This window comes from Rhodococcus sp. NPDC003322 (assembly GCF_053589555.1).
This window is the reverse complement of record NZ_JBSFSC010000003.1, coordinates 363690-381708: the sequence shown is the minus strand read 5'-3', so window position 1 is coordinate 381708 and position 18019 is coordinate 363690. Positions and strand designations below refer to the sequence as shown.

The 18019-nt window shown below is 69.9% G+C and carries 16 protein-coding genes; 8 read left to right on the top strand and 8 right to left on the bottom strand.

Annotation, left to right across the window (positions count from 1 at the left end):
- Nucleotide 1: 1 nt before the first annotated feature.
- Nucleotides 2-766 carry an ABC transporter ATP-binding protein gene (locus tag ACWDUM_RS13985; protein ID WP_450116228.1) on the bottom strand — a complete coding sequence of 255 codons (765 nt, stop codon included), beginning with the start codon at nucleotides 764-766 and terminating at the stop codon, nucleotides 2-4.
- Between the two features lie 111 nt (nucleotides 767-877).
- On the opposite strand from ACWDUM_RS13985, the gene ACWDUM_RS13980 reads away from it, so the two are divergent.
- The 5 genes from ACWDUM_RS13980 to ACWDUM_RS13960 all read left to right on the top strand — a co-directional run bounded on the left by ACWDUM_RS13980 (nucleotide 878) and on the right by ACWDUM_RS13960 (nucleotide 7575).
- Nucleotides 878-2125 (top strand): sensor histidine kinase, encoded by a 1248-nt coding sequence (locus ACWDUM_RS13980; RefSeq protein ID WP_450134422.1) that lies wholly within the window; start codon nucleotides 878-880, stop codon nucleotides 2123-2125.
- Nucleotides 2116-2754, top strand: coding sequence for a LuxR C-terminal-related transcriptional regulator (locus ACWDUM_RS13975; protein WP_450134421.1), 639 nt, complete (start codon nucleotides 2116-2118; stop codon nucleotides 2752-2754). The genes ACWDUM_RS13980 and ACWDUM_RS13975 overlap by 10 nt, the downstream gene beginning before the upstream one ends.
- A 92-nt stretch (nucleotides 2755-2846) precedes the next feature.
- The gene (locus ACWDUM_RS13970; protein WP_450134420.1) at nucleotides 2847-6215 is read left to right on the top strand and encodes a DUF4132 domain-containing protein; all 3369 of its coding nucleotides are present in this window, start codon (nucleotides 2847-2849) and stop codon (nucleotides 6213-6215) included.
- A gap of 95 nt (nucleotides 6216-6310) precedes the next feature.
- Complete coding sequence (locus ACWDUM_RS13965; protein ID WP_450134419.1) at nucleotides 6311-7066, top strand: DUF2786 domain-containing protein; 756 nt, start codon at nucleotides 6311-6313, stop codon at nucleotides 7064-7066.
- Complete coding sequence (locus ACWDUM_RS13960; protein WP_450134418.1) at nucleotides 7063-7575, top strand: TIGR04338 family metallohydrolase; 513 nt, start codon at nucleotides 7063-7065, stop codon at nucleotides 7573-7575. Before ACWDUM_RS13965 ends, ACWDUM_RS13960 begins: the two co-directional genes overlap by 4 nt.
- 31 nt (nucleotides 7576-7606) lie before the next feature.
- Here the strand turns inward: ACWDUM_RS13960 and ACWDUM_RS13955 are convergent, their stop codons facing one another.
- The 6 genes from ACWDUM_RS13955 to ACWDUM_RS13930 form a co-directional block, all read right to left on the bottom strand.
- Nucleotides 7607-7930 (bottom strand): DUF2469 domain-containing protein, encoded by a 324-nt coding sequence (locus tag ACWDUM_RS13955; RefSeq protein ID WP_345343313.1) that lies wholly within the window; start codon nucleotides 7928-7930, stop codon nucleotides 7607-7609.
- Nucleotides 7931-7994: 64 nt separating this feature from the next.
- Entirely contained in the window at nucleotides 7995-8687 is a 693-nt protein-coding gene (locus ACWDUM_RS13950; protein ID WP_450116234.1) for a ribonuclease HII, read from the bottom strand.
- A 26-nt stretch (nucleotides 8688-8713) separates the two neighbouring features.
- Complete coding sequence (gene lepB / locus ACWDUM_RS13945; RefSeq protein ID WP_450116235.1) at nucleotides 8714-9499, bottom strand: signal peptidase I; 786 nt, start codon at nucleotides 9497-9499, stop codon at nucleotides 8714-8716.
- Nucleotides 9500-9693: 194 nt separating this feature from the next.
- Entirely contained in the window at nucleotides 9694-10035 is a 342-nt protein-coding gene (rplS, locus tag ACWDUM_RS13940; protein WP_450116236.1) for a 50S ribosomal protein L19, read from the bottom strand.
- 159 nt (nucleotides 10036-10194) lie between these two features.
- Nucleotides 10195-11040 carry a hypothetical protein gene (locus tag ACWDUM_RS13935; protein WP_450134417.1) on the bottom strand — a complete coding sequence of 282 codons (846 nt, stop codon included), beginning with the start codon at nucleotides 11038-11040 and terminating at the stop codon, nucleotides 10195-10197.
- Nucleotides 11040-11963, bottom strand: coding sequence for a formylglycine-generating enzyme family protein (locus ACWDUM_RS13930; protein WP_450134736.1), 924 nt, complete (start codon nucleotides 11961-11963; stop codon nucleotides 11040-11042). The genes ACWDUM_RS13935 and ACWDUM_RS13930 overlap by 1 nt, the downstream gene beginning before the upstream one ends.
- Nucleotides 11964-12053: 90 nt before the next feature.
- Between ACWDUM_RS13930 and ACWDUM_RS13925 the strand changes: the two genes are divergently transcribed.
- Complete coding sequence (locus ACWDUM_RS13925) at nucleotides 12054-12725, top strand: GAP family protein (RefSeq protein ID WP_450116238.1); 672 nt, start codon at nucleotides 12054-12056, stop codon at nucleotides 12723-12725.
- A gap of 68 nt (nucleotides 12726-12793) precedes the next feature.
- Here ACWDUM_RS13925 and ACWDUM_RS13920 read toward each other — a convergent pair whose 3' ends face one another.
- Nucleotides 12794-15157, bottom strand: coding sequence for a Tex family protein (locus ACWDUM_RS13920; RefSeq protein ID WP_450116888.1), 2364 nt, complete (start codon nucleotides 15155-15157; stop codon nucleotides 12794-12796).
- Nucleotides 15158-15306: 149 nt separating this feature from the next.
- On the opposite strand from ACWDUM_RS13920, the gene ACWDUM_RS13915 reads away from it, so the two are divergent.
- On the top strand, nucleotides 15307-16830 hold the full coding sequence (locus tag ACWDUM_RS13915) for a serine hydrolase domain-containing protein (RefSeq protein ID WP_450134416.1): 1524 nt from the start codon (nucleotides 15307-15309) through the stop codon (nucleotides 16828-16830).
- A 96-nt stretch (nucleotides 16831-16926) separates the two neighbouring features.
- A complete protein-coding gene (locus tag ACWDUM_RS13910; protein WP_450134415.1) occupies nucleotides 16927-18015 on the top strand; it encodes a hypothetical protein in 1089 nt (362 codons plus the stop codon).
- The last annotated feature ends 4 nt before the right edge of the window (nucleotides 18016-18019 follow it).

The window sequence follows — 18019 nt, the reverse complement described above, 5'->3', positions numbered from 1 at the left end:
GTCACCACTCCCCGAGGTGGGTCATGTGGTCGGCGACCTGCTGCGGCGTCGGCCGGTCCAGGTGACCGACGAAGACGCCGTCCGCGAGGAACACCACCCGGTCGGCGTGCGCGGCGGCGACGGGATCGTGTGTGACCATGACCACGGTCTGGTCGAGGTCCGTGGCGGTCCGCCGCAGCAGGTCGAGCACCTGGCGGCCGGTCCGCGAATCGAGTGCTCCGGTCGGCTCGTCCGCGAACACCGCGTCGGGACGTGTGACGAGGGCGCGGGCGATGGCCACCCGCTGCTGCTGACCACCGGACATCTCCGCGGGCCTGCGCCCACGGAGCTCGGCCAGTCCGACAGCGTCCACCACGAAGTCCAGCCAGGCCGGATCGACGGACCGGCCCGCCAGCAACAACGGCAGGGTGATGTTCTGCTCTACCGTCAGCGCGGGCAGCAGGTTGTAGGCCTGGAACACGAAGCCCACGTGGTCGCGGCGGAACCTGGTGAGCGCCTTCGGCTTCAACCGCGAGATGTCGGTGCCACCGAGCCACACCGATCCGCTCGTCGGGCGGTCGAGGCCGGCCGCGCAGTGCAGGAAGGTGCTCTTCCCGGAGCCGGACGGCCCCATCACCGCGGTGAACGAGCCCCGCGCGAGATGCAGGTCCACTCCGCGCAAGGCGGTGACGCCCGCCGCGCCGGAGCCGTACGTCTTGGTCACCGAGTCGAGCCGGAGAGCGGTCCCGGACGGGACCCGGACCGGGGTCACTGCTGATGTCTGCATGACTCCCAACGCTATTGACGCTGCTGCATCCTGCCGATCCACCGTGGTACCCGATCAATGGTGTAGCTGGCTGTACCGTCCGGCCCGGCCCGGTGCGGCATGCTGGGGTCCATGTCGATGACCGGGATCCTGCGCAGGTGGTGGCGGGCGACCCGTTTCCTGGTCATCGAGGGGCTGGCCGGATTCGTGTCCCTGGCGCTGCTCCCCGTCGGCGTGCTGCTCGTCGTGTTCACCGTGATCGGTCCCGGCTGGCTGGCGGCACCGCACGCGGTGCGACTGCTGCGGTGGTGGGCGGGGTTGGCCCGGCTTCGTATCGGTCGGTTCGTCGGCGAGACGGTGCCGCAGCGGTATCCCCCGATCCCGGGCGAGCCCACGTTCGCCGACGCGCGACGGTTGCTGACGGCACCGTCCACGCGGCGGGACGCGTGGTGGGTGGTCCTGCACGGCGTCCTCGCGCCGATTGCCGGTGCGCTGGCCGTTGGTCTCCCCCTCGGCGTCCTGAACTCGCTGCTCGTCCCGGCCTACTGGTCGACAATGCCGCCCGAGGAGCCGGTGACCAACCCGTTCCCGGTGACGTCCTGGTGGACCGCCGCGGCGATGCCCGTGGTCGCGGCGCTCTACGCAGGGCTGGCCCTGTGGCTGGTCCCGGCGATGGCTCGCGGCCTGTCCGCGCTCACCCGCAGGCTCCTGGCGCCGGCACGCGAATCGGAGTTGGCGGCGCGGGTGAGCGAGCTGACCGAGAGCCGGGCGGCCGCGCTGGACGCGCATGCCGCCGAACTACGGCGCATCGAACGGGATCTGCACGACGGCGCCCAGAATCGACTCGTCGGTGTGGTGATGATGCTCGGTCTCGCCGAACGCTCCCTGACCACGAATCCGGCGCAGGCACTGCCGCAGCTGGCGCGGGCGCAGGAGGCCGCCGCCGATGCGCTCGCGAGCCTGCGGACCGTGGTGCACGACATCTACCCCCCGATCCTCGACGAACTGGGCCTCGACGGCGCCCTGTCGGCGCTGGCCGGGCGCTGCGCGGTGCCGTGCGTGCTCGACGTGGACGAGCTCGCGCGGGTACCTGCCGCCGTCGAGTCCGCGGCATACTTCGTGGTCGCGGAGGCCCTGACCAATGTGGTCAAGCACAGCGGCGCGGCCCGGGTCGCGGTGACCGTGCGGACCGAAGCGGCGGAGGCAGGACACGTCCTCACGATCGGGGTCGTCGACGACGGCGGCGGCGAAGCGCGAGAACGGGACGGCGGTGGCCTCGCCGGGATCCGTCGCCGGACACGGGCATTCGAGGGAAGAGTGGAACTGGACAGCCCGGTCGGTGGACCGACGACGTTGAGAGTGGAGTTGCCGTGCGCATAGCGATCGCCGAGGACGATGCACTGCTGCGGGAGGGCCTGGCCCTGCTGCTGCGCAGCGAGGGGTTCGATGTCGTTGCCGCGGTGGACAATCCCGACTCGTTCCTCGAGACCCTCGACTCGGTGGACGCGGCGGTGCTCGACGTCCGAATGCCGCCGACGTTCACCAACGAAGGACTGCTGGCGGCGGCCGAGGCGCGGCGGCGGCGGCCGGGATTCCCGGTTCTGGTGCTCTCGGCGTACGTCGAGGACCGCTACGCCAGCGGGCTGCTCGCGGACGGCGCGAGCGGTCTCGGCTATCTCCTCAAGGAACGCGTCGGCCGGGTGGCCGAGTTCACCGACGCTCTGCGCCGCGTCGCCGAGGGCGGGACGGTGATGGACCCCGAGGTGATCTCGCAGCTGATGAGCCGGCGCCGCGCCGACGACCCGATCCGGTCCCTCACCCCACGCGAGTCCGAGGTCCTGGGTCTGATGGCCGAGGGCCTGGACAACACGTCGATCGCCGCGCGACTGGTGGTCAGTGACACCGCGGTGAGCAAACACATCGGCAACATCTTCGCCAAGCTGGGACTGTCGGCGTCGGATGCGGGTCACCGGCGGGTCCTCGCGGTGCTCGCCTACCTCCGCGCCTGACGACCGAGACGCAACAGCGATCTCCTGTCGGACCCCGTCGCTACCTTCGCGGGAAGCGTCCGAAGAAACCGGACGGGACCTCGAGGAGCTTCGTGAGCGACAGGACGACCACCGACGCCCGGGACGACGAGTCCGCCTTCGCGCCACCCGCCTCGTGGATTCCCGTGAAGTATCCGCGGCGGGGCGGCTTCGCGGCCGACGTCGCCCCCGTCGACCCCGACGCGGGCACGGTCCTCGACCACGAGATCGAGTCCAACGAACAGCATCTGCAATGGGCCGCCTGGGATCTGGTGAAAGATCCCAATCCCAACGCGCTCGCCGCCGCCGCGCGCCGCTACCAGGCCGGCGAGTACTCGCCGGTCGGTGCGGCCGCACTGATGGTCCTGCTCACGCGATTCACGACGCCCGAGACGGGCGCACTCGTCGTGGACGGGTGGGCGGCGAGGCACGGAGTGCCGTTCGCGGTCGAGGCACTGCTGCAGGCATCCGACATGCGGCAGGTCAGCACCCGGGTGCCGGTGCCGGAGAACGCCGACTTCGTCTTCGTGACCTTCGTGGTGGGGGGCATCGGATCGAATCGCGAGTCGTCGGCGGAAGTCGGCCCGCCGAGCCACGTGATGCGCGACGTGCTCACGCAGACCGGCGACCTGAACGAGCAGGTGCGCCACACCGTCCGCGAACACATGCTCGACCGCATGCGCGCACTACTGGCCGCCGCGTCGGACGACGACTACGCCGCGGCGCGCGATGCGGCATCGGGGCTGCGCACGAACACGATCCGGAGCCTCACCGCGACGTACCTCTTCCCGACCGAACGGGACTGGTCCAACGAGCTGATCATGGGGATGGACGAGGTCCCATACCACTGGCGCACCCATCTCGTGGTGTCGTCGAACACGACCGCCGAACTCGGGCGGGTGATCGGCCGGAACGGGCGCCACGCGTGGCTCGACGACGAAGCGGTTCTGGCGGGCGTGGTCGACGGTGTCGGCGCCGACGTCGCGACGGCACTGACCACCGCCTTCGACACGGAATTCCCCTACCGCAGCGTTCGGGACGACGAGATCCGGCTGCGCATCCTGCACGCACTGTCGTCGATCCCCACCGAGGACGCGTTCGCCGCACTGGTCGACCGGGCGCAGCTGAAGAACGCACTTCCCGCGGTGCTGCACGCGATGGAGAACTACCCGCGCCGCGCCTTCAAGATCCTGGCCCGATCCGATTCGGGGTTGTTCGACCGCCATGTCCGGGAACATCCGGCCCTGGCCGCCGAGCTGGCGGACACCCTCCCCACGTGGGCCCGGCGCCGGGTCGAGGAACTGACGACGACGGCGCCCGAGGCGACCGATCTTCCCTCGATCCTGGTCAGCCCGCCGTGGTCGAAGAGGCGAAAGCCGACCCCGCCGACCGTGCTGGACGGGCTCGTCGCCCCCGCTGTTCGCCGAATCGATTGGCTACCGGGCGAACTCGAAGAGCTGCGGAACACTCCGCACGACTACTGGTACACCACGTGGGAGCAGTACCGGCAGTACGTCCGCGAGACGACCGCGCAGGGTGTGAACGAGTGGGACGCCTGGGTGATCTTCCTGATCGCCCCGGACGAGATTGCCCGACCGCTGCTCACGGACTGGGCGGGAACGTCGCTCAAGGACCCGCTTCGCGTCGTGGCCCGCTACGAACTCGACGCCCTGCCGCTGATGCTGCAGTTCGCCCGCGCGCATCCCGGCGCCGCGGCCCCGTACCTGATGCCGTACGTCGACATCGACGTCGCGCGGCTGCACGCGACGATGTTCGCCACCCGCAAGAATCTCCGCAGACCGGCACTGTCGTGGCTCGTGCGACACGCCGCGGACGCGGTCGCATTGCTGGCTCCGGATGCGGTGGGACCGGTAGGGCCGCAACGCGATCACGCCACCGCCGCCCTGCGAGCGCTGGCCCGCGCCACCGCTCGGGAGACGGTGGTCGACGGCGCCGAGCGGTACGGAACCGACGCCGCGAAGATCCTGGGAAACCTGGTCGATCTCGACCCGCTCGAGGCGCTACCCAAGAGGATCCCCAAGATTCCCGCGTGGGCGGACATCGAGTCGCTGCCGCCGATTCTGACGACCGATCGATCCGCGGCGCTCCCCGCCTCCGCCGTGTCGACCCTGCTGACGATGTGCGCGATCGGGACCGCGGACGCCCCGTACGCCGGACTCGACGTCGTCGCCGCGTTCTGTGATCGCACATCGCTGGCCGCGGCCGCATGGGAATTGTTCGAACGCTGGTGGGGAGCCGGCGCCCCGGCGAAGGACAACTGGGTGATCCTCGCCCTGGGCTGGCTCGGCGACGATTCGACCGTCGCCAGGCTGGCACCACTCATCCGGCGGTGGCCGGGCGAGAACGGCACCGCCCGAGCTCAACTCGGGCTCGATGCGCTCGCCGCACGCGGGTCGGCGCGGGCGTTGACCGAACTCGATCGCATCTCCCGGAAGATGAAGTTCAAGTCGTTGAAGAACGGTGCCCGGCAACGAGTCGCGGACGTGGCCCAGGATCTCGGGCTCGACCCCGAGCAACTGGCGGACCGCACCGTGCCCGATCTCGATCTCACGCCCGAGGGAACGATGACGTTCGACTTCGGATCGCGCACGTTCGCCGTGGGTTTCACCGAGGCACTGGTGCCGTTCGTCCTCGACGAGGCCGGCACGAAGACGGCCGGACTCCCCAAGGCGAGCGCCGGGGACGACCCGGCATTGGCCGAGGACGCGAAGAAGCGGTTCTCGGAACTGAAACGTGAGGCGAAAACTGTCGCCGCGGAGCAGATCAAGCGGTTCAACCGGTCGATGGTCACCGGGCGCCGCTGGAGCGGAGACGAATTCACCGACTTCGTTCTCGGTCATCCCGTGCTCGTGCACATGGCACGCCGCCTGCTGTGGGCCTCGTTCGACGAGAACTCCCGTCCCGTGGTCGTGTTCCGGGTCGCGGAGGACAACACGCTCGCCGACGTCGAGGACCGCGCGGTCGCCCTGCCGGACGGCCCGATCGGGCTCGTGCACCCCGCCCACATACCCGACATCGTGGGCGCCTGGTCCGACGTCTTCGCCGCTCACGACATTGCGCAACCGTTTCCCCAACTCGGCCGTACCGTCCACCACCCCCTGCCCGGTGACACCGACGGGAGCGGACTGTCGCGATTCACCGGGGTGACCGCGACACCGAGTCAGGCCCTGCGGCTGACGTATCGCGGATGGGAACCCGTGTGGGAGAACCCCGCGTCCTGGGGTCAGGGGCTGCTGTATCGGCTCAGCGACGAGGTGTCGGTGTTGCTCGGACTGGAACCGGGGATGGGAACGGGCAGCCCGTACGACGGGTATCCCGACCAGAAGCTCGTCTCGGTGAACCTTCGCGGAGGGACCCTGGACGACGTCGACAGGGCGACCGTCTCGGAGCTCATCGCGGATCTGGCGGGTTTCGCGTCCTGACGCACCGTGTCCGACCTCACGCCGGCGCACGGGTGCCGCACCGCGAGGTTCGCGGGAGGGCACCGCCGTCGCACCCTCCGGCTACTCTCGACCGGGTGAGTTCGGAGAAGATGCTGGTCCGGATCGGCGGGCTGTTACGGCAGGCGGAGTCGACCGACAACCCGCACGAGGCGCAGGCGTTCATGGAGGCCGCGCAGCGGCTCGCGACCGCCACCGCCGTTGACCTGGCCGTGGCCCGCGCGCACACCGCGTCCCGCGAACGCCGCGCCACCCCGGTGCAGCGGGCGATCTCGATCGGCGAACCGGGACGCAAGGGACTGCGCACCTACGTGCAGTTGTTCGTGGCGATCGCCGCGGCCAACGACGTGCAGTGCGACGTCGCCCACAATTCCACGCAGGTGTTCGCGTACGGGTTCGACACCGACATCGACGCCTGTCAGACGCTGTACGCCTCGCTGCTCATGCAGATGGTCCGGGCGTCGGACGCGTACATCCGGTCCGGGGCGCACCGCCCCGTCGCCGGCGTGACCGCCCGGCTGAACTTCCAGCTCGCCTTCGCGGCACGGATCGGCGAACGCCTCGCCACCGCCAAACGCGAGGCCGAAGCGGACGCCGTGCGGACCGACACCGGCAACACCGATCCGACCGGTACCGCACTCGTGTTGCGGGACAAGCAGATCGAGCTGCGCGACTTCTACTCGCAGACGTCGAAGGCGCGTGGCACCTGGCGGGGCGCGCAGGCGAGCGTCGCCCGCTCCGACAAGGCCCGCCGGGCCGGGGACCGGGCCGGCCGGGACGCCCGGCTGGGGGCGAATCCGGAACTGCCCGGCGCACGGAAGCGGCTCGCGTGAGTGTCCGCGACAGCCAACGCTCGCTGGTGTACGACGCGGAATCGGTGGTGCGCGGGATCTTCGACCGCGCCGACCGGGGCACCGGGCGGCAGCTCGAACTGTTCGGCTCGCACCTGACCCTGCCGGTCGAGCGTCGCTTCGCGTCGGTGGAGTCGGTGCAGGACTACGCGGACCGGGTGCTGACCCTGAACTGGGTCCGTGCCCGCTGGCCGCGGTCCGCGGTGCCGGTGACGGTGCGGACGCGCGCCGGCGCGAAGGCGGCGCACTACGAACCCGGCACCGCCACCCTCGCCGTGCCCGTCGTGGGCGGCCGATCCCGCTGGGCACTGCGGGAACTGGTCGTCCTGCACGAGCTGGCGCACCACCTCGAACCGGACGGCGCCGATCTGGCGCCGCACGGCCCGGAGTTCGTCGACCGCTACCTGGTGCTCGTCGAGGAGATCCTCGGCGGCGAGGCCGCTTTCGTACTGCGCACCGTCTTCGTCGAGAACGGAGTCCGGCTGGCCTGACCGGACCGCGTGATCCCGGGCCGCGCGGAGCTCAGGACCCGAACGGGCCGTTGTCGGGCAGCCGCAGGTCGGACTTCTCGAGTTCCTCGATGTTGACGTCCTTGTAGGTGATCACCCGCACGTGCTTGACGAACCGGGCGGGCCGGTACATGTCCCACACCCAGGCGTCGGCCATCCGTACCTCGAAGTAGATCTCCCCGTCCGCGTTGTGCGGCACCAATTCGACGGAGTTCGCGAGGTAGAACCGCCGTTCGGTCTCGACGACGTAGGCGAACTGGCCGACGATGTCCTTGTACTCACGGTAGAGCGAGAGCTCCATCTCCGTTTCGTACTTCTCGAGATCTTCGGCGCTCATCGGTTTCGTTGTCCTCCTGCTGTTCGCTGGTCCAGGCAGCCCGGTGTCCGGACCTGACGCCCCATCATCCCGCACCGACCGCGGCGGTGTACATCGCACCCGTCCCGACGCCTGCGGCGGCCCGCACGTTCGCGTACGACATGCGGTGTTCGCGGCTCGGTCCGAGGGCGCTCAGCGCCGCGGTGTGAACGGGTGTGCTGTACCCCTTGTGCCCGGCGAAGCCGTACCCGGGCAGGTCCTCGTCCAGCGCGACCATGGTGCGGTCCCGGGACACCTTGGCCAGGATGCTGGCCGCCGCGATGCACGCGGCGGACGCGTCACCGCCGATCACCGGCAGCGACGGCGCGGCCAGTCCGGGCACCCGGAATCCGTCCGTCAGAACGTAACCCGGCGGTGAGGACAGGCCGGCGACGGCGCGGCGCATGCCCTCGATGTTGGCGACGTGCACGCCCAGCGCGTCGACCTCGGCGGCGGGGATCTCGACGATGCACCACGCTCGGGCGAGGCGCTGGATCACCGGGAACAATTCCTCCCGGACCCGCTCGGTCAGTTTCTTCGAGTCGTCGAGCCCGGCGAGTGCACGATGCGGCTTCGGACCGAGGACGCACGCGGCCACCACCAACGGTCCCGCGCACGCCCCCCGGCCCGCCTCGTCAACCCCGGCGACCGGGCCGAGACCCGTCCGGATCAGCGCAGACTCCATCGTCCGCAGCCCGGATGCTCTGCGGATGACGGTGCGCGGTGGCCAACTGGTCAATTCTTCTGTGTCAGTTCGTCTCGGGATCAGTTCGTCTGGGGGTTGGGCGAGGAGATCGTGCCCCACCGCGACGGCGGCAACACGATCGCGACGGCCTTGCCGATCACGTTGTCGATCGGCACGGTTCCGTTGTACTCGTCCCCGACGTGGTAGCGCGAGTCCGCCGAGTTGCTGCGGTTGTCGCCCATCACCCACACGTTGCCCTCCGGCACGGTGTACGGGCCGAAGCAGCGGCCGGACTTGATCGGGGTGTCGCACGTCTGGATGCCGGGAGTGAACGGGAAGTCGCTGACCACGTACGGCTCGTCGAGTGGCTTGCCGTCGACCAGGACGCGGCCCTGCTCGTCGCAGCACTCCACCTTCTGGCCTCCGGTCGCGATGACCCGCTTGACGAGGTCGTTCTCGTCCGGCGGCACCAGACCGACCAACGAGCCGAACTCCTGGACGCCGCGGATCACCACGTTGTCGGACCGGGTGGACGACCATTCGCCGTTCCACGAATCGGGACCCTTGAACACGATGACGTCGCCGGGATCGGGGTCCCCGAAGCGGTAGCTGATCTTCTCGACCAGGATCCGGTCGCCGGTGCAGCCGGCGCAGCCGTGCAGGGTGGGTTCCATCGACTCGGAGGGGATCAGGTACACCCTCGCGATGAACGTCTGCAACACGAAGCTCAGCAGCAACGCGACGACGATGAGGATGGGGAGTTCCCGCCAGAACGAGCGGGGCTTCTTCTTGGGCCGCTCCGACGCACTGTCGGGGCCATCGGCGCCGCTGCCCGGCGCCGTCGATTCCTGCGGGGTATCTACCACTGGAACAGGTTAGCGTCTGCGCACTTCCGATTGCTGCTACTGGCACAGCAGCACGAGGGCTACGTGGTCACGGCTTCCCGTCGCACTTCGCCCCCCACGCGTCGACCTTCGCTCGAAAGCGGAAAGCCCGGCCCAGAAATTCCGGGCCGGGCCAACACTGTGAGCCAGAGCTCAGTGCGCTTGCGCGCGAACGCTCAGCGCTTTTCCTTGATCTTCGCGGCCTTGCCACGCAGATCGCGCAGGTAGTACAGCTTGGCGCGACGCACGTCACCGCGGGTGAGCACGTCGATCGAGGCGATGTTGGGGCTGTGCACCGGGAAGGTGCGCTCGACACCGACGCCGAAGGACACCTTGCGGACGGTGAAGGTCTCGCGGATGCCGCCGCCCTGACGCCGGATCACGACGCCCTTGAAGACCTGCACGCGCTCCTTCGAGCCCTCGATGACCTTGACGTGCACGTTCAAGGTGTCGCCGGGACGGAACTCCGGAATGTCGCTACGGAGTGACTGGGCGTCCAGGAAGTCCAGTGTGTTCATCGGTTGATCCATCCTTGCGTTTCTTCGCACGAGCAGAGGACCCGAGCGGCACCGCGGATCCGCGATGCTCGGCTGGTTCGTACTCCGATTCAATGGGTGCGCCTGTGCAGGCAACCCGTCAATTGTGCCAGACGGGCTGTTCCCAGGCGAAATCACCCGTCAGACGCCGTCCCGGCCGCCATGCCCGACGGGCGGCGCGGCCCGCACGGTCCGCTCCAACTCCTGCTCGGTCGCCGTCACCGCGTGCTCGACGCTCGGTTTGCCGGCGATGAGGTCCTGCACGTAGATCTTCGCGCGGATCATCGGCCGCCGGTACCGCTTCTCCCGTGCAATCGCCCGCGCCATCTTCCTGGGCTTGTCCGTGTACCGCCATCGGGCCCAAGGCGCCCCGGGTCGACTCAGCCGGATGGCGCCGACCAGCAGCATCGGGAAGAAGAACATGCCGAACAGACCGGTCCAGATCTTGCCCTTCGCGATCACGACCGCCGCGATCGCGAGACTCAGCAGTGACAGCACGGCCAGCACGGCCCGCACCCACAGCTCAGGGTTGTCCCGGAAGTCGGACGGGTTGACGATCGCGTCGGGCCGCGCCCCGAGCAGCAGCAGGCCGGTGACGGCGACGGCCACGAACACGGCATCCACCGACGCACGCCCCTGCTCGGCCCAGTACACGTCCTTGAGGTAGAAGATCAGCGCGAACTCGTCGAGCACCAGCGCGGCACCGACGCCGAAGCACGCGGCGAGCACCGCACCGGATGCCTGCGTGCCGTCCTCGTAGATCGCGATCAGCCCGACCCCCGACACGAGCATCGCGACCACCCCGAAGACGACATGGTGGACGTGCTGACCGCCAGGGGTCACGTTGCCCGGCCACCACCGGACCTTCGCACGGATCATGCGGACGCTGAAGCGGATGAAGACGAAACCGGCGATGAAGCCGAGCAGGAAGAACAACAGCGGCAACCGGCCGCGTGCGACGATCTCGTCCTCCAGCCAGTGCCGCATCAGGCCGGCCCTTCGCCCCTGACGATGCACCGGAAGCCGACGTGACAGGTGGACGTCTCCTCGGTCTCCCCCTGCCGGGCCGCCGGGCGGTAGCGCAGGCAGTAGTTCGGCGCGCACAGGTGCGAGCCACCCTTGATCACCCGCCGCGGATACACCTCGCCGGCCCGCACCTCCGCCGCCTCCACCCGCGGATTGCGCGGAATGCAGCAGGCACTCGCAGGCGCGACGTTGCGTCCCGACGCGCCGTGGTCGGCGGTGTGGAAGTCCGTCGTCCACTCCCACACGTTGCCGGCCATGTCGACCAGGCCGTACCCGTTGGGACGGAACGACCCGATCGGCGAGGTGCCGACGAAACCGTCCTCGGCCAGGTTCTGCCAGGGGAACTCACCCTGCCAGGTGTTGGCCTGGTACCGGCCGCCGGGCGTGACGTCGTCGCCCCAGGCGTAGGTCTTGCGGTCGAGGCCGCCGCGGGCCGCGAACTCCCACTCCGCCTCGCTGGGCAACTCCTTGCCAGCCCAGGCCGCGTAGGCGAGCGCATCGGCGTAGGCGACGTGGGTGACCGGATGCCGTTCACGCCCACCGACGTTGCTGCCGGGTCCCTCGGGGCGGCGCCAGTCCGCCCCGGGCACCCACGACCACCACTGCCGGTAGTCGTCGAGGGAGACCCTCCCCGGCGGCGGGGTGAACACCAGCGAACCGGGCACCAGGTCGCCCGGGTCGGCGTCCGGGTAGTCGGCGGGGTCGGGCGCGGTCTCGGCAATGGTGACGTGCCCCGTGTCCTTCACGAAGCGGCGGAACTCGGCCACCGTCACCGGGTGGGTGTCCATCCAGAACCCGTCGACCTGCACCTGGTGCACGGGACGTTCCTCCGGATAGAAATCCTCCGAACCCATCCAGAACACGCCACCGGGAACCCACGACATGTCCTTGCGCGCCCCGCTGGTCACCATTGCCACAGCATCTCACCCATCACGGATGGTGTCGGTACGAGACCCTCCGCCGAAGATCTGGGCATGGGTACTGCAATCGGTGACATCCTCCCCCTCGCGCTCGGCGTCGCGATCAGCCCGATCCCGATCATCGCGGCGATCCTCATGCTCCTGACCCCGAAGGCGGGCACCACTGCCACCAGTTTCACCGCTGGCTGGGTCCTGGGTATCGCGGTCGGTTACGCGGTGCTCGTGGTGATCGCGAGTGCCGTCGGACTGAGCTCGTCCTCGGACGGCAACGCCACCACGGCGACGATCAAGATCGTGCTGGGTGTGCTGCTGCTCCTGCTCGCCGCAAAGCAGTGGAAGGACCGCCCCGCGCCCGGTGAGGACCCGAAGATGCCGGCCTGGCTCGCCGCGATCGACAAGGTCACGCCCGGCAAGGCACTCGGACTCGGTGTCGTGCTCTCCGTGGTGAACCCGAAGAACCTGCTGATGATCGTCGGCGCGGCGGTGGCCGTCGCGCAGCTCGGCGTCAGCGGCTCGGTGCTGACCGTGGCCGGGATCGTGTTCACCGTCATCGCGGCGAGCACGGTGGCGGTGCCGGTGATCGCCTACTTCGCGGCGCGTGAGCGGGTAACCGGCTGGCTGAACAACCTGAAGGTGTGGCTGACTGCGAACAACGCCGCCGTGATGGCGACGCTGCTGCTGGTCATCGGTGTCGTGATGATCGGCAAGGGCATCGGCGGGTACTAGCGGCCACGCCGCCGCGTGCGCACTTGTGGTGGCTCCCGCCACCACAAGTGCGCACGAGTGCGCAGCGCCTACTTCCCGAAGCCGGCCTTGCGGAGGGCGTCGGCCATCGATCCGTTGGCCGGCCGCTCGGACCGGCCCCCGCCCTGACGCTGCCCGCCGTTGCCCCGACCGCCGCCGTTGCCGTTGCCGCGCCCACCGCCGTTGCGACCACCCTGACCGCCACCGTTGCCGCCCGAGCGGTGCTGCTGGCCGCCCTGACGCGGACCCGACTGCTTCGGCGCACCGGGCTCGTCGTCGAGGCGCAGGCTCAGGCCGATCCGCTGCCGCGGCACGTCGACCTCCATCACCTTCACCTTGACGACGTCACCGGACTTGACGACCTCGCGCGGATCCTTGACGAAGTTGTGTGACATCGCGGACACGTGTACCAGGCCGTCCTGGTGCACACCGACGTCGACGAACGCGCCGAACGCGGCGACGTTGGTGACGACACCCTCGAGCACCATGCCGGGATTGAGGTCGGCGACCTTCTCCACGCCCGCCGCGAACGTCGCGGTCTTGAACTCCGGTCGCGGGTCGCGGCCCGGCTTCTCGAGTTCGGCGATGATGTCGCTGACGGTCGGGACGCCGAACCGGTCGTCGGCGAATTCCTGCGGGCGCAGCGACCGCAGCACCGTCGTGTTGCCGATGATCTCCTTGACCGTCGAGCCCTGGGCGTCGACGATGCGCCGCACCACCGGGTACGCCTCCGGGTGCACGGCGGACGCGTCGAGCGGGTCGTCGCCGTCGGTGATCTTCAGGAAGCCCGCACACTGCTCGAATGCCTTGGGCCCGAGCCGGGGCACGTCCTTGAGCGCGGCGCGGGTCCGGAACGGTCCGTTGGCGTCGCGGTGCGCGACGATCGACTCCGCGAGCGAACCCGCGATGCCCGACACCCGCGACAGGAGCGGCACCGATGCGGTGTTGACGTCGACGCCGACGGCGTTCACGGCGTCCTCGACGACCGCGGACAGCGACCGCGCGAGCAGCGACTCGGACACGTCGTGCTGGTACTGGCCGACACCGATGGACTTCGGGTCGATCTTCACCAGTTCGGCGAGCGGGTCCTGGAGCCGACGCGCGATCGAAACGGCGCCGCGGATCGACACGTCCAGGTCGGGCAGTTCCTGCGAGGCGTACGCGGACGCCGAGTAGACCGACGCCCCCGCCTCGGAGACCATCACCTTGGTCAGCCCGGCATCGGGGAACTTGGCGATCAGATCGGCGACCAGAGCGTCGGTCTCGCGGGACGCGGTGCCGTTGCCGATGGCGACGAGGTCGACGCGGTACTTCGCGGCGAGCCCGGCGAGGGTGGCCAGGGACTGGTCCCACTTGTTCGCGGGCTGGTGCGGGTAGATGGTCTCGTGGGCGAGGACCTTGCCGGTGGCGTCGACCACCGCGACCTTCGTGCCGGTGCGGAATCCGGGGTCGAGGCCCATGGTGGCGCGGGTGCCGGCGGGCGCGGCGAGCAGCAGGTCCTTGAGGTTCGCCGCGAACACGTCGACGGCGTCCTGCTCGGCGGACTGCCGCAGGCGCATCCGGGTGTCGATGCCGAGGCTGACCGCCAGCTTCGTCTTCCACGCCCAGCGGACGGTGTCGAGCAGCCAGCGGTCGGCGGGACGGCCCCGGTCGGCGACACCGAACCGGGCGGCGATGCGGCCCTCGTACACGGACGGCTCCCCCGGCACCGGTTCCTCGGTGTCGGCGTCCAGGCTGAGCGAGAGCACCTCTTCCTTCTCGCCGCGCAGCAACGCGAGAATCCGGTGTGAGGGCAGCTTTTCGAACGGTTCGGAGAACTCGAAGTAGTCGGCGAACTTGGCGCCTTCGGTCTCCTTGCCCTTGCGGACCGAGGAGCTCACCTGGCCGCGCCGCCACATCGTCTCGCGCAGCTCACCGACCAGGTCGGCGTCCTCGGCGAACTGTTCGACGAGGATCGCGCGGGCGCCGTCGAGCTGCTCGGCGGTGTACTGGGCGGGGTCCACGGACGGATCGGAGAGCAGGGTGTCGGCGACCGGCTGGTGTCCGGCCTCGCGGGCGATCTGGGCCTTGGTGCGCCGCTTCGGCTTGTACGGCAGGTAGATGTCCTCGAGCCGCGCCTTGGTGTCGGCGAGCATCAGCTGGTCCTCGAGCTCGTCGGTCAGCTTGTCCTGCGACCGGATCGACTCGATGACCGCGGCCCGGCGCTCGTCGAGTTCACGGAGGTAGCGCAGGCGTTCGTCCAGCTGCCGCAGCTGCACGTCGTCGAGGCCACCGGTGACCTCCTTGCGGTACCGGGCGATGAACGGGACCGTCGCACCGCCGTCGAGGAGATCGACGGCCGCGCGGACCTGCTCCTCCCGGACGTCGAGTTCCTCGGCGATGCGCTGGTTCACGGTCTTGAGAGCAGTCGTCACATCGGGGAACCCTACCGGTGCCGACCGACACCACACTCGCGCGACGCCCGTCGCGTACGGCCACCACCGACGGTGGTGCGTGCGACGATTCGAGAGTGCGGCGCGCGAGGCGCGGAACGTCGTTTCGTCAACCGACCGGAGGTGCGCGGATGCCGGGAATCGATCCGACCGAGACCATGACCCACGTCCGGGGAATCCTGGGCCGTCAGCCGGCCGTCGGGTTCGCGCTGGGAATCGTGCGCGACGGGTCGACCGAGTTCCTCCACACCAGCGGCCTGGCGGACATCGCGGCGCACGCTCCGATCACCGAGGACACGGTGTTCCGGATCGCCTCCATCACGAAGACCTTCACCGCGATCGCGATCCTGCAACTGCAGGAGCAGGGGCTGGTCGACCTCGACGCCCCCGCCGACGAGTACCTGCGTGCGTACCGACTGGTTCCGTCGAAATCCGGATGGCGGCCGGCGACCCTGCGTCACCTGCTGACCCACACCGCCGGGATCGGGGAGCTGGCGCCCCGATCCGGTCTTCTCCGGCGGGATTTCGGCGAGAGCATCGCGCCCGGGCGGCCGGTGCCGACCTTGGCCGAGCACTATCGGGGCGGCGTCCGCCTCGACGCGGAGCCGGGCACGGTGTTCCGGTACGGGGACCACGGTCCGGCGACACTCGGGCAGATCGTCGAGGACGTCACCGGAATCCCCCTGCACCGCTATCTGCGCGAGCACGTCTTCGCACCGCTGGGCATGACGGACACGACCCTGCTGCGCTCCGAGGTCGACCCCGCCCGACTGGCGACCGGGTACACACTCGGTCCCGACGGTGCCCGCGTGGTCCCGTTCCGCGAGTGGGTGACAGCGGGCGCCGCCAATGCGCTCTCCACCCCACGGGACATGGGTCGGTACCTCGCCGCACTGCTGGGTGGCGGCAGCAACGAACACGGCTGCGTCCTGCAGTCGGCGACGCTCGCGAGCATGTTCGCGCCCCAGTACCGGCCCCACCCCCGCATTCCGGGCATGGGCCTGGCGTTCTTTCGTAAGAACCCGGGCGGGCACGCCGTCATCGAACACCAGGGCCTGCTGCCGGGGTTCGATTCGCAGATCGTCGTCGCGCCGGAGGACGGCGTCGCGATCATGGCGTTCACGAACGGGACCCGGCAGGGAGGGATGTGGCTGCCGGTCGAGGTGGGCGGCCTGCTCGGCCGGCTGATCGACGTGCCCGACGACGGGATCCGCACCGATGTCCCACAGCGACCCGAGTTCTGGAACGAGCTGTGCGGCTGGTATCAGCTCCCCGGCTCACTCACGGACACCCGGGTGCGGTCGCTGATGGGCGCCGGATTCGAGGTTCTCGTCCGCCGCGGCCGGCTGACCTTCCGATTCCTCGGACCGGTCCCGCCCCTGCTGCGCGGACTGCCGCTGCACCCGGACGACCCGGCGGACCCCTACGCGTTTCGGCTCGACCTCTCGGAGTTCGGCGTGGGCAGTTTCCCGGTCGTGTTCGGTCGCGACCCGGATTCGGGCGTCATGGCGGTGCACCTGGAGATGATGCCGCTCTCCGCGCACAGGAAGCCGAGGACCACGAATCCGCGGCTGTGGGCCGAGGGCGCCGGCGCCGCCGCGGCGGCGGCCGTACTCGGACGGGTGGTGTCCGGCAGGATGAGACGAGCAAGGTAGGTCGGTCCCATGGCGGCGGGCCGGATTCCGATCCGCGACCATTGCCCGCCCCCTACCCTGGGACACCGGCACGGACACGGCACCGAGGAGGCACCCATGCGCGCGCGTTTCGCGGCGATCGCACTCGCCGCGGCGATCGCACTCGGGGCCTGCGGATGCACCGTGCCGACCGAGTCCGAGCAGGCCACCCTCCCCGCCCGACCGGACGCGCCGACATGGCAGGCGGAGCAGCAGGTGCCGACGCTGCACGACCCTCCCCCCGTCCCGGCACCACCCGCCTCCTCCGCGACGGCTGCGCCGCCACCGCCGATGGCCGCGACGTGGACTCCGGTGCCCCGCGCCTCGGGTCCGCTGCCGGCCGACATCGAGGCCCGGATCGGCGCTGCGACCGCCGCCGCCTCTGCCCGTGGCGCGGACGCGTCGGTGACGTTGCTCGACCGCGTGACCGGCGACCGGTTCGGCACCGCCGAGACCGACGTCGTCGAGACTGCCTCGGTCGCCAAGCTTTTCATCGCGGACGAGATGCTGCACGAGGACGCGTCGATCTCGGAGGAGGACGAGGACCTGCTCGTCCGCATGCTCGAACGGTCCGACGACGACGCCGCGAACAGCTTGTGGCTCCGATACGGCGGCAGCGCGATCGTCGACTCCGTCGCCGACCGCTACCAACTGCCCGACACGCGCCCGCCATGGGACGGCAACTGGTGGAACACCGAGACCACCACTGCCGATCTGGTCGACTACTACGCCGAATTCCTCGACGGCGGAGGCGGACTGGCACCGGACGCGACCGCGGAGATCCTCGGGCACCTGCGCCGGTCCAGTCCCCTCGCCGCCGACGGTTACGACCAGCGGTTCGGCATCCCGGAGGCGTTGGGCGCGCAACAGGACGGCGATGTCGCGGTCAAACAGGGCTGGATGTGCTGCACGGCCGGCCGCTGGGTCCACGTGTCGACGGCGGTGGTCGGGCCGGACTCGCGGTACGTGCTGGTCGTCGCGGCACACGAGACCGTGGACTACGCCGATGCCACCGACCGCGGGGCCGAGGGCGACGAACAGGAGGCGTACCCGACGCTGCCCGACACCTCGTTGGACTCGGCGGCGGACGATGCCAGTGCCGCACACGCCCGCGAGACGATGACCCTGGTGGTGCGAACCCTGTTCCCGGAGGGGCGAATCGGGTAGCGGA

What these genes read in the sequence shown, in the direction of transcription:
- ACWDUM_RS13955 (WP_345343313.1), bottom strand. Translation starts at nt 7,930, where the DNA reads ATGAGCGCCGAAGATCTCGAGAAGTACGAAACGGAGATGGAGCTCTCG.
- ACWDUM_RS13930 (WP_450134736.1), bottom strand. Translation starts at nt 11,963, where the DNA reads ATGTCGTGGGTTCCCGGTGGCGTGTTCTGGATGGGTTCGGAGGATTTC.
- ACWDUM_RS13985 (WP_450116228.1), bottom strand. Translation starts at nt 766, where the DNA reads ATGCAGACATCAGCAGTGACCCCGGTCCGGGTCCCGTCCGGGACCGCT.
- ACWDUM_RS13935 (WP_450134417.1), bottom strand. Translation starts at nt 11,040, where the DNA reads ATGCGGCACTGGCTGGAGGACGAGATCGTCGCACGCGGCCGGTTGCCG.
- ACWDUM_RS13925 (WP_450116238.1), top strand. Translation starts at nt 12,054, where the DNA reads ATGGGTACTGCAATCGGTGACATCCTCCCCCTCGCGCTCGGCGTCGCG.
- ACWDUM_RS13910 (WP_450134415.1), top strand. Translation starts at nt 16,927, where the DNA reads ATGCGCGCGCGTTTCGCGGCGATCGCACTCGCCGCGGCGATCGCACTC.
- ACWDUM_RS13915 (WP_450134416.1), top strand. Translation starts at nt 15,307, where the DNA reads ATGCCGGGAATCGATCCGACCGAGACCATGACCCACGTCCGGGGAATC.
- rplS (WP_450116236.1), bottom strand. Translation starts at nt 10,035, where the DNA reads ATGAACACACTGGACTTCCTGGACGCCCAGTCACTCCGTAGCGACATT.
- ACWDUM_RS13980 (WP_450134422.1), top strand. Translation starts at nt 878, where the DNA reads ATGTCGATGACCGGGATCCTGCGCAGGTGGTGGCGGGCGACCCGTTTC.